The organism is Acidovorax sp. FG60, from assembly GCF_057808995.1.
The window spans coordinates 55,010-68,138 of the sequence record NZ_JBMDJC010000019.1; the positions used below are offsets into that span (position 1 = coordinate 55,010).

The window sequence follows — 13,129 nt, forward strand, 5'->3', positions numbered from 1 at the left end:
ACCATGAGGTCGTGGCCTTTGCTGGAGGTGCCGACTCGAAAGTCAGAACCTGAAGTCCTTACCAGGGACCGTCGTCGTGGTTGTCGTCGGCAGGAGGTGTCGAGTTGCCGTTCGAACCCGAACCCTTCCCTGCAGGTTGTGTAGGGGCGGAATTGCCGGATGGCTTGCTGCTTGGGAGCAGCTTCATGACGTTCGAGATGATCTCGTGCACGTACACGGTGTGGTCGTCCTTCTCGTAGGAACGAACACGAGGCGATCCAAGAATGAAGACGGGCGCGCCCTTCTTCAGGTGCTTTGCAGCAGTTTCGGCGTCGCGCCCGAGGACAACGACGTTGTGCCAGAAGGTTTTCTCTTCGCCTTGAATGAACTCGGATGTAGCCATCCGGAAGTTCACGACAGTTTTGCCTTCACGCGTGGTGCGTGATTCGGGGTCCGCGCCGAGGTAGCCGAGGAGGATAGTTGCAGAATACATGGTGAATTCCTATGAGGTGAGAGTGGGTTGAGAAGTCTCGCGAGCGGCGAGTACATTCTCATTTGTTGCGGTGTCGGAGATAACAAGGCCCGGGAGCTGCAGCTGCTTCGCGTGTGCCGCTGGCGCCGGTGTCGTCGCGGGTGGTGCTGGGCCCTCGAGTCGCGCAATGGCCTCAGCAACGATGAGCTCTCTCACCCGCCTGGAGAACCCGCTCTCGCGGGCCGGTGGGCGCCCGGCGTTGTAGCTGTCCTGGAGCTCGGCATCGACGCGACGAACCGCGAGGTAGAGCCACTCGTTGAACGCCGCATGGGTCTTCCAGATGCAGAGGGCCAGGCGGACGATGGTCTCGTCCAGGCTGATGGAGGTGCGGAAGGAATCATGACGTCGCACGCGGACCACGACGATGCCGCGGGCGTCTGGCACCAGGGATGTGTTGCTCATGGCTGGGGTTCGGGAGTGATTGCGAGCAACAATTTACCACCGAGGTAACAAAAAACAAAACGCGAGCATTTCTGAAGCCGCGCAAATGGTTGCGCCAGCGATCAGCCCGGCTGTGCCGGGAAGGTCTGGCCCAGCGAAGCTGGGCTTCCGGGACTCGAGAGATCGTGGCAACGGGTTACCTAAGCGGCCGCCCGGCTTCGCCGGGCGGGCTGGAACCCGCAGGACCGTGGCTCGCAGTTCGGGCTTGGATAACGGGTTGCACCGGAAACGTGAGCCCGGCCTACCGGCCGGGCGGGAGGCCGGTTCGATGGAAACTGAGCCCTGGGACGAGCGAGCGGGTAACGGGTTACCAAAAGTGGCGCCCGGCAGCGCCGGGCGCGGTACGACCTCCACCAGTCGCGCCACCTCCCATTGTCGAGCGAGGTTTGGGTTGCCTAGGCCGCAGGATGCGTAACGGGTTACCCGGTCGAGTGTGCCCGGCTGTGCCGGGCAGAGTCGACGAAGGAGTGATGCCGCGATTCTCCGGCTTGGCGGATCACATGAACCCAGTGCAACTCAGAACGTAGTGCAACAGGTTACCCCGGAAAGGGAAGGGGAGCTCCCGCAGGGAAAAAAGACAATCGAAAAGCACAACAAGGGAGCATTACTGCGAAGTTTTGTCCAATGAGTTGGACAAGAATGGAGCAAGGGGGGAAGAAGAGTGGAGAAATGCGAAGAGTAGAAACGAGAGCGAGAGGCAGAGCGAGGAGGAGAGAGAAGGCGAGAAATCGAGAGCATTACAGCGATGGAATCGCTGTGGGGAGGGAGAAGCGAGAAGCGGGAGATTCGCGACAGGCGAGGGAAGGCGATGTGCGAGAAATGGCGCCATTCGAATCAGGCGCAACACTTCGAGTAGAGACGCACCACTGAGGGTGGTGGTGCGGATACACCGGGGCACGTGAACTGCGATAACTCACGCGGAGGAGGGGAGGGGAGTATCGAGATCTTCGAACCGCCAAACGACCTTGGGATGAAATCGACGGTCCACGTCGTATCCCGCAACCTGCAGGTTCTGCACGATAGCCTCGTGGATCACCAGAAGATCAGCGGAGGTGTCATCGGCGCGGCCTTCGTTCTTGGAACTGGACAGTTTTGATACTCGGCTGATTCTATTGAGGCACTCGATTATCGATTCACGCTCGGCGGTAAGGGATTTGAAGTTGAGAATCACATCCGTCACGAGTTGCCGGTTGGGAAAATCTACTAGCCCAGCACCCACCATGTCCGGATGAAATCGAGTGACAGTCCGGGTGTAGCTGCGACCTGTGCCCGTCGAGAACCAGCGCACCAGGGCTGGAGTATTGGGACGACCATCGTGCTTCCGATACCAGCGAATATCGAGCTTCCCGTGCATGGGAGGCTGGCCAATCCTCAGGAGAAGCGCCGAATAGTCGATAAGCTCATCGATTTTGTGAAGCCGATCAAAGAGCCCAGCGATTCCCACGCCAAGTTCTGTGTTTTTAAGCTCGGCCCACTGCGAGTCGCGGCGACTGCCAGGAGACGCGCCAGGATCAGGAAGGCGGAATCGGCCATTGGGAGAACTGAAAACCATTGAATGCTCTCAAACTTTTGATATCCGGGCTGGGCCGCGCTCCAGCGGCACAGCTGCCCCGTTGCGAGGACGTAACAATTCTAGAACATCAGCACCGTGCAGAAATCGTGCATGCGTATTGACACGCGCCACGCCTCTGGAGCACGTGCGGCTCCGGCGAAATCGGGCCCATGATTCCGATGCCTTGCGGCCACTACTCGCGAGTGGCTAAGGGCCTGGAAGCATGCAAGACTAGGCGCGGGGTGTCTCGACCGAGACTAGCGGGAGCATGTGGCGACCCCTAATAAGTTATGTAAGCGGGCCAGGACGCGGGTAGCTCAGTCGGCACCGAGTGCGGCCAGGTCGCGGGGTGTAGGCCGGTAACAAATCTTTTTGGTGCTGCTACAATGCGCCCGTATCAAAAAAAGGAATGTTGCTGTGCCAAAGCTCATCAAGGAAGTGTGCGGAGCCATCGTCAGTGGTGCTTTGATCGTTTGGGTTGGGGCGATGTTGCTCACGAATGATCCCTGTGAGCGCCTTTCTCGATTCGACTGGCTTCCGGCCGCTGTCGTGCACGCTACGATATTCGTCGCCGAACCGTTCGTATCAAAGGGGACTGCAGTCGGGATAGGCGACTCCTTGAATGTCGTGCGAAACGGCTTGAATGGAATTTTTGCAAAAGTTGTACTCAGAAAGTCAACTGAGGAACTGAAGTGCAGCGCGCAGAAACCCTCGAATACTGCGCAAGAGGGTTTGAAGGCTGAACCCGAGCGCCCGTCATCTGGCAACAAGAAGATCCCAGAAATAGAGGAAGCTCGAGAACTCTTGAATAGTCTCAAGCACGAGGCTTCGAAGGAAGAAGTTCCGGCTTCCAAGTGAAATACGCTCAAAATCCATTTTTCCAACCCGAGGTAATCGAATGAAACGAGTATTTGCGCTGCTATCTATTGCGGCTTCCATGTCGGTTTTTGCTAGCCCGAAAGAGGATGCCATCCTTGCCAAGATGAAGGAGATTACCAAGTCTCCGGGGATCTCTGTCCAGGCCACGCCCTTTCCAGACCTGTTTGAAGTGCACCTTGGGGGTGGAAACATTGTTTACACGAATCCAACGGTGGACTATGTGATGCTCGGTAATCTCATCGACCCGAGTACTCAAAAGAATCTCACGGACGAGCGCCGTTCGGAATTGAACAAGGTTGATTTCAAATCGCTGCCGCTGGAGCGCGCGATTAAGACGGTGAAGGGGAACGGGCAGGCCAAGATTGCTGTCTTTGAAGACCCCAATTGTGGATTCTGCAAACGGTTGCATTCAGAGCTCAAGAAAGTAGATAACGTAACCGTCTATACCTTCTTGATGCCAGTGCTTGGCGCCGACTCGGTTTCCAAGGCGCGTGGAATTTGGTGCGCCCCGAATAGAGCCAAGGCCTGGTCCGACATTATGAGTGGGGGGCCAATTCCTGGTTCGAATTCTTCCTGTGACTCTTCGGTGGTCGATAAGAACCTGGAACTCGGCAATACCTTGGGAATTCAAGGCACTCCCACTATCTTTCTGGCAGACGGCCGGCGCCTTCCCGGATTTGTTACTGCCGATGAGTTGAACAAGAACATCGCCTCTGTGAAGTAGCAATAGCCTTCTCCTCCCCCATTTGGCCCGTTCGACGGGCTTTTTTTTCGCCTGAAGCGCAGGATTGGCGCCAGCGTGGGCGCGGAGAAGACCCATTGCTAGTGCTGGGGGCCAATATGGCGCCACCGCTGTTGGCTTGCTTGGTGCTGACTGCCAGCTGGGCGCAGATTTGGCGTCAAAAGAGCGTAACAATGTTGCCAGGTGGCAAAAAACATTTATAATTTGATACGCAACATTTGTTATCACTACTGGAAAGCTATCTCATGACCTGTCCCGTGATTGGATTTGACCTTGGCCACTCTGCTTGCAAACTGACATTCGACGCTCCCGTTGGGGTGCGTCGCATGTTGTTCCCTTCCATCGCCTGCCTGGCCCAGCCAATCTCGAGTCCCGCAGAGGCAGAGAGGGCGAAGGCGGAAACGGTTGAAGTTGGCGGGCGGGATTGGTTTGTGGGTGACACGGCGCGGCATCAGGGGAAAGCGGCCACCGCGTCGGGCCTGAACGATCGTTGGGTGGAAACTGACGAGTTCGCCGCCCTTGTTGAACTTGCCAAGCGTCGGATCGAAGCGGCCGGGGTCAAGGGCCAGCAGTTCTGGATCGTTGGACTACCGGTGGGATCGTATGTCCCTCATCGCGACGCCGTCGGGAAGCGGATGACCTCGATCCTTGGTCAGGATGCGCGGGTTCTGGTCATGCAGCAGCCGGACGCTGCCTACTTTGCGCACATCTACACACGGCAGGGCGGGCTGCGCCCAGGTGTCAGCCCTACGAACGAGTCTTGGGCGGTAGTAGACGTGGGCTACTTCACCACGGATTTCGTACTGTATGAGAACGGTCGCTACATCGAGTCCTGCTCCGGCCGATACGAGGGCGTGCGGGTGGTGGCGGAAACCGTGATGCGCGCGCTCGAAGCCCGGGGCATCAAGCGCACGCTTATCGACATCGAGCGCATCTTGCCCGTTGGGAAGCTCCGCCACATGGGCGAGGAGGTGGACGTCTCCATGGAGATCGACGATGCCTTCGCTCAATTGTTCTCCAACATCTTTGACCAGGCGTCACGCCTGCTCGGTGATCGTGTTGAGCTGCTTTCTGGGGTGCTGGTCGCGGGTGGCTCTGCCTCGGCACTTGCGACACGCATGAAAGCTGTGTGGCGTCACACGCGTCTTGTGAGCGACGATCACCAGGAGGACTGTGCAGCCCTTCATGGGTCGCGCTTCATCATCAGCGAGGGCTACTACCGCTATGGCAAGGCCAAGCAGTACCTCGAAGGTATGAATCTGGCCACTGCGGGGTGAACATGGCGAACTGGATCAGAGACAGCGAACCCCTGGAGTCCATACGCGTTTCCTTCCGGGCGGACCCGTACCGGGACCAGGCGGTGCATCAAGCACTGTCGAAGCTGCCGTTCCGTGCGGGCGGCGCGTTCGTGCGATTCGCTACCGCCCAGGCGATCGCTGCGGGCCTTGTGAATGTGGACGACTTTCTGCGCGGCCTAGCGCCTCAACGGGCACCCCGCGCTGTACGCCCCTCCACCCAAGTGGCACCCCCGATGCCTGCCGATGCTCAACGCATCCCTCAGCCACCAGGCGCGCAGCGCGAGGTCGCTGAGGCGAAGCGCCCGACGACGGATGCTGAGTTGGACGCCCTTCGCGCCACTACGCGCTTCTAGAGGGGGTGATTCATGGTGAATTTGATTCTGTCTGCGCTGCTGGTGTGCTTTGGCGCCCAAGCCTTCGCCAATCCGATTGGCGACGTGGAAGGAACGGTCGTGGGCGTGGTGGACGGGGACACGTTGGATGTTTCGACCGGCACCGTGGCGTACCGCGTGCGTCTCGCGGCGATTGACGCGCCCGAACGATCGCAGGCGTTCGGTCAACGAGCCAAGCAGGAGCTGATGGTGCACGGCCGACGTGTCTCGCTGCGTTGCAGCAAGCAGGAGCGAAGGCCCGAAGGGCAACGAAGTCGCGAGATCTGCACGGTGTTCAGCGGCGGCAGGGACATCAACTTGTTGCTGGTATCCCTGGGCTGGGCCTGGCACCACAAGGCCTACGCACGGGAGCAGTCAAGCGCAGACCGGAATGCCTATGAGGCAGCAGAGGCCTTCGCACGCGCAAGTGCCCGGGGCCTGTGGGAGGAACGAGATGTTGTGGCTCCGTGGGCCTATCGGCGTGATCTGAGTAAAGGAGTACGGGAATGAAGTCAGTGGAGGAACTTAAGCGGGATGTGCTGCCGGCGCTGTTCGCGGACTCATCCAGGGTCGCGGAGTACGGAGACGGCGCATCGGGCAAGGAGGCTATGCAGGCGCTCTCCGACTTGATGGAGCGGGGTGCAGTCTCGCGGCTCGCGGAGGCGATCGAGGCGATCGTGAACAAGCTCTCCGACGCTGATCCCAAGCAAATTGCCAAGGCGCCTAACTGGCTCGACAAGCTGCTGGGCCGCCATGTGGAGCGTCGCGTCCGGTACGACGTGGCGAGAAAGTCTCTCGATGAGCTTATCCAGGCGGCAGCTGGCATTGAGCAATCGGTGCGGGACACCTTGCGGATGGTGGACCAGAGCCTGTCGACCCACGAAGTAGAGACAGCACGCCTTGACGATCTCATCCGCGCCGGCCAGGAGTACCTGGACGAGAACCCCCAGGCGGGGATGGCAGCTGCTGGACAGCTGGAGTTTGACAAGCCGCGCGAGCGATTTGCCAGAAAGCTGGCGAACCTCGCTACCTTGCGCGCTTCCCACGCCATGTCGTTCATGCAGATGAAGCTCACGCGGGCTCAGGCGGTGGACATGCTGGATCGATTCGCTGAAACCAAGAGCGTGCTCGTGCCCGTTTGGCGTCAGCACACGCTGGCCCTGATCACCTCGAAGCACATGGATCCGGCCATGGTTGGCGAGGCTGCGAAGGCTCACACGGCGCTCATGCGAAGCCTCTCGAAGAGCCTTGAAGGCGTCAAGTAATACCCCAGGAGATCAACATGAAAAGTTCCATTGCTACCCGCCCAGGAAACTCCCTCGTGACACTCGACGAAGGCGAGCTGCGCAAGCTCGGTCTCACGGCCGCCGACCAGGCCGAGATCTCCCAGGTTGCGATGCGCATCCAGCCAGAAAACCCGCTCACCGTCTCAGAGTTCGGTCGGGACGTCGGCGAGCACACTTCTCGCTATGCGGACAGCTTGCTGGACCAGGTGCGAAACCGTGACCTCGACGTCGCCGGCGAGAAGCTCTCCGCTGTAGTGCATGTCGCCAAGCGGATGAACCTCGGGGTGCTCTCGGACAAGCGCTCTCGCCTGCCTATCGTGGGTCCCTTGGTTGACCGGATTCGCCTGCGCTCTGGCCGCATCATGGGGGAATTCGACAGCACCCGCCAGCAGATCGATAGCCTTGTGCGGGAAGTGGAAGCAACGCAATCCGGTATTCGCGAGCGGAACGCGGGGCTGGAGGATATGCACGTCGGAGTCCGGGAAGAGCACCGCCTCCTCGGTATCCATGTCGCAGCGGGGAAGATGCGGCTTGCCGAGGTCCGGGCGCAACTCGTCCAGTTGCGAGAAGGTGGCCAGGGGGATATCCAGGCTGCGCACGAGGTCGCGGACCTCGAAACGGTGGCCACCAATCTGGAGAAGCGGATCAACGACCTGATGGTGCTGCAGCACTCCGCCCTGCAGAGCCTGCCAATGATTCGGCTGATTCAGTCGAACAACCAGATGCTTGCGGACAAGTTCCACACGGTCCGGGAGATCACTGTACCCGCCTGGAAGCGCCAGTTCATGCTGAAGCTGACGCTCAATGAGCAGCGCAATGCGGTGGAGCTCGCGGACACCATCGACAACACGACAAATGACCTGCTCAAGCGCAATGCTGCCCTGCTGCACCGCAACTCCGTCGAGACAGCAAAAGCGAATCAGCGCCTGGTCATCGATGTGGACACGCTGCGCGAGGTTCAGACCACGTTGATCAAGTCGGTCGAAGACGTCATCCGCATTCACCACGAAGGGATCCAGAGCTTCCGGCAGGCCGAAGCACAGATAGAGAGCATGCGAAGCGACCTGCAAGCCAAGTTGTCGCGTACACCGGCGGCGGGGACAGTTTCTTACCAGGAGGCGGCATGAGATCGAGTGCTTCCGTTGATGCCAAGCTCGCCGTATCGGAGCTTGCGAGCCGCCGCGAACGATGGGCACTGGGCCAGACGCGGGCGACCTGGATAGTGCTCGGGATGCTGGCGGTCACCGTGTGCGCCGCGGTGCTCGTTGGCCAGGTTGGTCCCCAGTCGGCGATATCCGAGATTCAGGTCCCCGAGTCCCTTGGAACTGCCCTCAGAATGGCTGGGAGCGGTGGTACAGGGCACAGTCCCGAAGTAGCAGCGGTCTTCGAGCAGCTGGATGGCTTTGCCAGCGGGTATATGGTGAAGGCGCTCGCAGTAGCAATGCTGCTAACAGGCCTCGCGGTGGGGGTAACCAAACAGTCGATCATGGCCCCAATCGTTGGCATATCGACAGCATGTACGCTGGCACTCATGCCGTCGATCCTCGACTCTATGGGAGGGGATTCCAAAGGCCGTTCGCTGGCCGTCATCGCGCAAGAAGCCATTGAACGGCACGATGCCGTAGGTCTTCGCTCCATCGTTGCAGATCTGGACCGAGCCGTGCAGCTGGAGGGTGAATTCGTACTTGCCCAGATGGGCCCTCGGAAGGGGGAGCAACCGCGTCAGTCGCAGGCAAAAGCGGTACTGGCGAAGCTCGCTGGGCAGAAAGCGTTCCAGCCGAGGGCTGATGTTCTGTATGCCCTAGAGAAGAGTGCCTATGGTGCGGCCCAATCGGACAGCGCCAGAACCTACTCAACCGAGCGGGAAGGGCGCGTGGCAATTGCTCGTATGGCTGCCTGGGCCCTGGCAACAATGACAGCGACGGCAACTGCCGCCCTGGGCGCGTGGCTCCTAGTCAGCTTCCTGATTGCCCGTCGGATCCGGCGCATCCGCGAGTTGCTCGCTGCAGACTGATTGTTGAAACCCCGTACTTCCACCACTGAAAGGAAAACCATGAATCTCCAACGTACTCAAGTATTCACCGGAATGGCGGCGATCGCGCTGTTGATCGTCGTGTTCGAGGTCATCCCAATGCCTGCCAAGGTGATCGAGTTCAAGTGGCTCACTGCCGTACTGGCCGGGCTGCTCCTCGTGGCGACCACTGCGATAGAGCTGACACAGCGCAAGGCCCGAGAGGAGTTTGCTGCCTCGGTTGAAGTGGCGGTTGGCATCCGCCGGTCCAAATGGGGGGTTCTCAAGCGGCTCGACGTGATGTTCGGCGTCTTCATGGCAGTGCTGCCCTTCGTGCTGATCGCCAACTATCTGGGCATTTCGCATGAGTCTGTTGCTGAGAAGCTTGGGATATCGCCTCTCTTGCTGGCCATCTTCGCGATCGCCGTGACTGGAGGTAGCATTTGGGGCGTGGTGCGCGGACTCGGCTGGAAAGTCTCGCGGCCAGGAATGGAAGAATCGAATCAGGCGAAAGGGGTCTAAGCATGGAAACACTGTTGGAAGCGTCTTTCCGCGAGCTCGGCCGCGGCAACGCAGAACGTGCGCTTGAGCTGGTAGAAGCTTCCAACAGGTTTGTTGACCTGGTGGACTCGTTCTACCCCCGGGCAAAGCCGTACGTTCCCGTGAGCGCCATGTCCAGCGTGCTGGCCCTTGAGTCCTATCTGCTGGTGAGCGTCGAGGACGTCTTCGCGCAGCTGCCGCAGGACGCTGAAGTGATCGAGATGCGCGGCTTGCTCCTGCTGCGCGAACCTATGGTGCCTTTGAGTTCCACCATCAACTAGCTGGATTTGGCCCCAAGAATCTACATCACGAAGGGACAGGTTCAGTTTCGCTCGGGCAAAAAAAAGAGGACACATAGTGTCCTCTTTTGCTATTTCGCCAGTAAATCAGTTGCTGGTCGAAGGGTTCATGGCGCGAAGATAATCCATCTGACCTTGAACCACATAAAGTGCAGCCAAAGCAATATCGCCTTGACGCTTGTCACCACGCACGGAAGCGCGCTCAACCGCAGCCCAATAGGACCTGAAGAGTTTATTGAGGACGTAAAGGTCCTTCTGAGAAGAGACTTCTTGAAAAGTCTTAGCGACGACAGTGTCAGTGCCCGGAAAGTTCCGAGCGATAGACATGTTCCAGGCGCGTTGAGCTTGGTCAGCGGCTACAGACGTGTTGTCGATTGCGAACGTGTTCATGGGAACTCTCCGGATAGTTGAAGGAGCCTCGGGGGAGGCGGATTGGTTTACGGTCCTTCTTGTCACCAGAAAAGTGATAACCAAGGGGGTGGGCGTCGCATCGATGAAACGAAGGCCTGCCCTGAATGCTGGGTTGATGGTTTTGCCGCGCCTAATCGCACATCCCCAGGTCGTGCGGGTTGGCCTCGAGAATGAGTTGTCCGGTTATTCGAATTGAATCTGAATATTGATGTTACGTTCGCAGGTGAAACTGGTTCTTCCAATTCCCACGTGCCTGCACGTAGAGCGAATATGAGTGAGTCCAGCTGATGATATAAACCCACTGATACTTGCAGCCCTGTTGGTTTTCGGAACAACGGTTTTTGATAACGCTAAATTGTTCCGATAGTTTTGTTGTGGCACTAAGACGGTGCCAAAACGTATTGCAAATTTGATGCGATTGTTTGGCGCCTGGTGTCAAAATCGCGCCAAAAGTCCACGGTGCGGACTTTTTCCGCTGCCGGGTTGCATTCCATCGGTATCCTCGACGTAGGAGTCGAGTTGGAAGCGTAGGTTTGGGCGTATCTATTGCCAGCGGCGGATCTTGGCGCACGGATGATCGGCGTGAGCAGGTTCGATAGGGGGCGAGGCAGCGTCGAAACCATACCTGTTTGGTCACTTGTCGACGTCGGTAGCAATTTGGTAGGTGGTTTCCGTATTGGTGCAGTCGTCCAAAGCTGGCATAATTAACAAATAAGCAAACTTAGTACCTCGATATATTTTGATTCGAGCAGGAGCAATCATGAAGGCGTGGACCAGTGGTCAGCGACACCAAGGGCATGGGAAAAGTGCCCAGATGGTCAGGGCTGGCCGGCCCGATGCAGTGGCGCCGCGCGGCATCTTTTTGACGAGATACCAGAACTTTAAGCTGCTTCATCTCGCTTTAGGTTCTGACGTGCTGTTGACGGCAACAAAGGCCCATGTCTCGAAGGACCGCGCGGAGCGGATCTTGGCACAGGAGGAAGTGATTGATGACCAGCTGGCAGAGCACATGGGCAGAATGATCCAGGCGCCCAGTTGGTTTGATACGGTCGGAGCTGTACTTGATGACACCTTTGTCGAACGGATCAAGTCTTTCCAGGCTGAAGATGAAGACGAGACGCACAACCCAATGAGGGAGACCACAATGACCGCACTCCGAGTCCAATCTGACGTGAACGAAATGGGCGCCACCTCAGGTGGTGGGCTGAGCCAGCAGGTCAGCGCTCCCGCTGCGCCGTCTTCTGTAGCTGCGAACGCCGACCAGCGAGCTGCGGGCCCCAGCCGCGGCGTAGAAGATCGCTACGACCTGTTTGCGGCATGGCTTTCGAAGGAGATCTCGTCAAGGCCTGGCCTCAAGCCCGAGATCACTTCCTGGCTTGGCATCGAGTTATGGATGCTAAACGGCTGGCTCAGTGCTCGTCGCCGTATGTTCCTCAGTGACGTGGAAATGCTGAGTAATGCTTTGCAGCAGCACGGGCATTCCTGGGGCAGCCAGGTGCGAGGGAAGTTCGACGAATTTGTGATTCGTCAGCTTCCCACGGCGCGCGGTAGAACCCGTCGGTCGCAGACGGAAGTGGGTGCGGGTGCGGGCGAGGCCATGAATGAACTCGTCAGTGCCGCGGCTCAGGCGAGCGCGGGCGGCTCGTCGTCCTCCGAGACACCTCCTCCCCCTGCGAATGCGGCGGCGGCCAGCGGCCAGGCGATTGGAGGCTCTGCGAGTGCTCCAACCAAGATGGAGGCGACGGATGCAAAGGTTGAAGGGCGGCAGCGTGCGTTGCCTACTGGGCCAGGAGCAGCGGCTGGCTCGCGATCGGCACCGCAGGGCGCCGGGGGTGCCGCGGCGTCAGGCCAAATTGGAGCGGCGCCTGGCAGTCCAGTGCCCGGGGCAGCTGCGCGCCAAAGTGTCCCAGCCCGGTTCGAAATCGTTGAGCCAGGTAACCCCGAGCCGGTGATGGCAGAGATTGTTACGGCGGCCCGGAGTATTGCGGCAACGCTCGAAACGGCAATGAACATGCTGGCTGAATCCCGCCAGAAGAAATGATGTAGCTGGTCAGCGGCTGCCGAGCTGCTGGCCGGTCCATCGTTGGCACGGGTTTGGAACTCAGCGGTCTAGCTCGCTGTGACCAGACCACGCAGCGCTTCCCGGCCGCTTTCGCACTGTACATGGCGTGATCCGCCTTTCGCATCAAAGTGTCGACGTCGTTGGCGGTGCCCGGAAAATGCGAGATGCCGAGGCTTGCTGTGATCGTGGCCCTGACTGTGCCGATCGGGTGGGGCGCGGAGAGCTGCTCCACCAACCGGCTGGCGAGGGTTCGGGCCTGGTCCAGCCCGGTGTAGGCCAGCGCGAGGGCAAACTCGTCGCCGCCCAGCCGTGGCCATACGTGTCGTTCACGGCTTTGAGCTGCTCCCGCTTGCGTTCGTAGTAGCTCACGAACAGAAGGACTGCCTCGACAGAGATCGGAAGGATGCAGGCGATGGCTAGCATTCCGAGTGCTGTTCGGATGCTCAGAGCATGTCCGGTGACTGGCGTCCACCACCGCGGCTTTGTAGCCTGAAGCATCGACAAGATTTCCATGTGCAGGGTGTGTGGTTCGAACGTATCGCTCGCGGCCAATGGAAGTCCCGTGGCGCAGCCCTGGGGTAGGTGCCGACCTCCAAGCATAGTGTTCGATGGCTCCCCTTGAAAGAGGCTGGCGTTCACCCAAAGGATGCCCGGAAGGATGTGCACCGGCTGCCAAGGATTCGTTGACACCCTCGGAGGGTTCCAGCATAAATGTCAGCGAGCAGT

The 13,129-nt window shown here is 59.1% G+C and carries 15 protein-coding genes; 10 read left to right on the plus strand and 5 right to left on the minus strand.

All coding sequences use genetic code 11. The features are described 5' to 3' along the window. Nucleotides 1–58: 58 nt before the first annotated feature. The 3 genes from ACODS0_RS22165 to ACODS0_RS22175 form a co-directional block, all read right to left on the minus strand. A complete protein-coding gene (locus tag ACODS0_RS22165) occupies nucleotides 59–472 on the minus strand; it encodes a single-stranded DNA-binding protein (protein WP_488837177.1) in 414 nt (137 codons plus the stop codon). A gap of 9 nt (nucleotides 473–481) precedes the next feature. Continuing rightward, nucleotides 482–913 carry a hypothetical protein gene (locus ACODS0_RS22170; RefSeq protein ID WP_488837179.1) on the minus strand — a complete coding sequence of 144 codons (432 nt, stop codon included), beginning with the start codon at nucleotides 911–913 and terminating at the stop codon, nucleotides 482–484. 952 nt (nucleotides 914–1,865) lie between these two features. Beyond that, nucleotides 1,866–2,504 carry a hypothetical protein gene (locus ACODS0_RS22175; protein ID WP_431153421.1) on the minus strand — a complete coding sequence of 213 codons (639 nt, stop codon included), beginning with the start codon at nucleotides 2,502–2,504 and terminating at the stop codon, nucleotides 1,866–1,868. 417 nt (nucleotides 2,505–2,921) lie between these two features. On the opposite strand from ACODS0_RS22175, the gene ACODS0_RS22180 reads away from it, so the two are divergent. The 9 genes from ACODS0_RS22180 to ACODS0_RS22220 all read left to right on the plus strand — a co-directional run bounded on the left by ACODS0_RS22180 (nucleotide 2,922) and on the right by ACODS0_RS22220 (nucleotide 9,912). Then, nucleotides 2,922–3,362 carry a hypothetical protein gene (locus tag ACODS0_RS22180; protein WP_431153420.1) on the plus strand — a complete coding sequence of 147 codons (441 nt, stop codon included), beginning with the start codon at nucleotides 2,922–2,924 and terminating at the stop codon, nucleotides 3,360–3,362. A 40-nt stretch (nucleotides 3,363–3,402) separates the two neighbouring features. Next, entirely contained in the window at nucleotides 3,403–4,107 is a 705-nt protein-coding gene (locus ACODS0_RS22185) for a DsbC family protein (RefSeq protein ID WP_431153419.1), read from the plus strand. Between the two features lie 263 nt (nucleotides 4,108–4,370). Further along, entirely contained in the window at nucleotides 4,371–5,402 is a 1,032-nt protein-coding gene (locus ACODS0_RS22190; protein WP_431153417.1) for a ParM/StbA family protein, read from the plus strand. Between the two features lie 386 nt (nucleotides 5,403–5,788). Beyond that, complete coding sequence (locus tag ACODS0_RS22195; protein WP_488837181.1) at nucleotides 5,789–6,304, plus strand: thermonuclease family protein; 516 nt, start codon at nucleotides 5,789–5,791, stop codon at nucleotides 6,302–6,304. After that, complete coding sequence (locus ACODS0_RS22200) at nucleotides 6,301–7,059, plus strand: toxic anion resistance protein (RefSeq protein ID WP_488837183.1); 759 nt, start codon at nucleotides 6,301–6,303, stop codon at nucleotides 7,057–7,059. The genes ACODS0_RS22195 and ACODS0_RS22200 overlap by 4 nt, the downstream gene beginning before the upstream one ends. Before the next feature lie 17 nt (nucleotides 7,060–7,076). After that, nucleotides 7,077–8,207 carry a toxic anion resistance protein gene (locus ACODS0_RS22205; RefSeq protein ID WP_431153414.1) on the plus strand — a complete coding sequence of 377 codons (1,131 nt, stop codon included), beginning with the start codon at nucleotides 7,077–7,079 and terminating at the stop codon, nucleotides 8,205–8,207. Beyond that, nucleotides 8,204–9,094, plus strand: a complete 891-nt coding sequence (traA, locus tag ACODS0_RS22210) for a TraA family conjugative transfer protein (protein ID WP_488837185.1) — start codon at nucleotides 8,204–8,206, stop codon at nucleotides 9,092–9,094. Before ACODS0_RS22205 ends, traA begins: the two co-directional genes overlap by 4 nt. A gap of 39 nt (nucleotides 9,095–9,133) precedes the next feature. Next, nucleotides 9,134–9,613, plus strand: a complete 480-nt coding sequence (locus tag ACODS0_RS22215; protein WP_488837186.1) for a hypothetical protein — start codon at nucleotides 9,134–9,136, stop codon at nucleotides 9,611–9,613. 2 nt (nucleotides 9,614–9,615) lie between these two features. Then, entirely contained in the window at nucleotides 9,616–9,912 is a 297-nt protein-coding gene (locus tag ACODS0_RS22220; RefSeq protein WP_431153411.1) for a hypothetical protein, read from the plus strand. Between the two features lie 105 nt (nucleotides 9,913–10,017). Here ACODS0_RS22220 and ACODS0_RS22225 read toward each other — a convergent pair whose 3' ends face one another. Then, nucleotides 10,018–10,320, minus strand: a complete 303-nt coding sequence (locus tag ACODS0_RS22225; RefSeq protein ID WP_431153410.1) for a hypothetical protein — start codon at nucleotides 10,318–10,320, stop codon at nucleotides 10,018–10,020. Nucleotides 10,321–11,101: 781 nt separating this feature from the next. Here ACODS0_RS22225 and ACODS0_RS22230 point away from each other — a divergent pair. Beyond that, nucleotides 11,102–12,382 carry a hypothetical protein gene (locus ACODS0_RS22230; RefSeq protein WP_488837187.1) on the plus strand — a complete coding sequence of 427 codons (1,281 nt, stop codon included), beginning with the start codon at nucleotides 11,102–11,104 and terminating at the stop codon, nucleotides 12,380–12,382. On the opposite strand, the gene ACODS0_RS22235 is transcribed toward ACODS0_RS22230, so the two are convergent. After that, a complete protein-coding gene (locus ACODS0_RS22235) occupies nucleotides 12,306–13,112 on the minus strand; it encodes a GGDEF domain-containing protein (protein WP_488837189.1) in 807 nt (268 codons plus the stop codon). The genes ACODS0_RS22230 and ACODS0_RS22235 overlap by 77 nt on opposite strands. Nucleotides 13,113–13,129 lie beyond the last annotated feature (17 nt).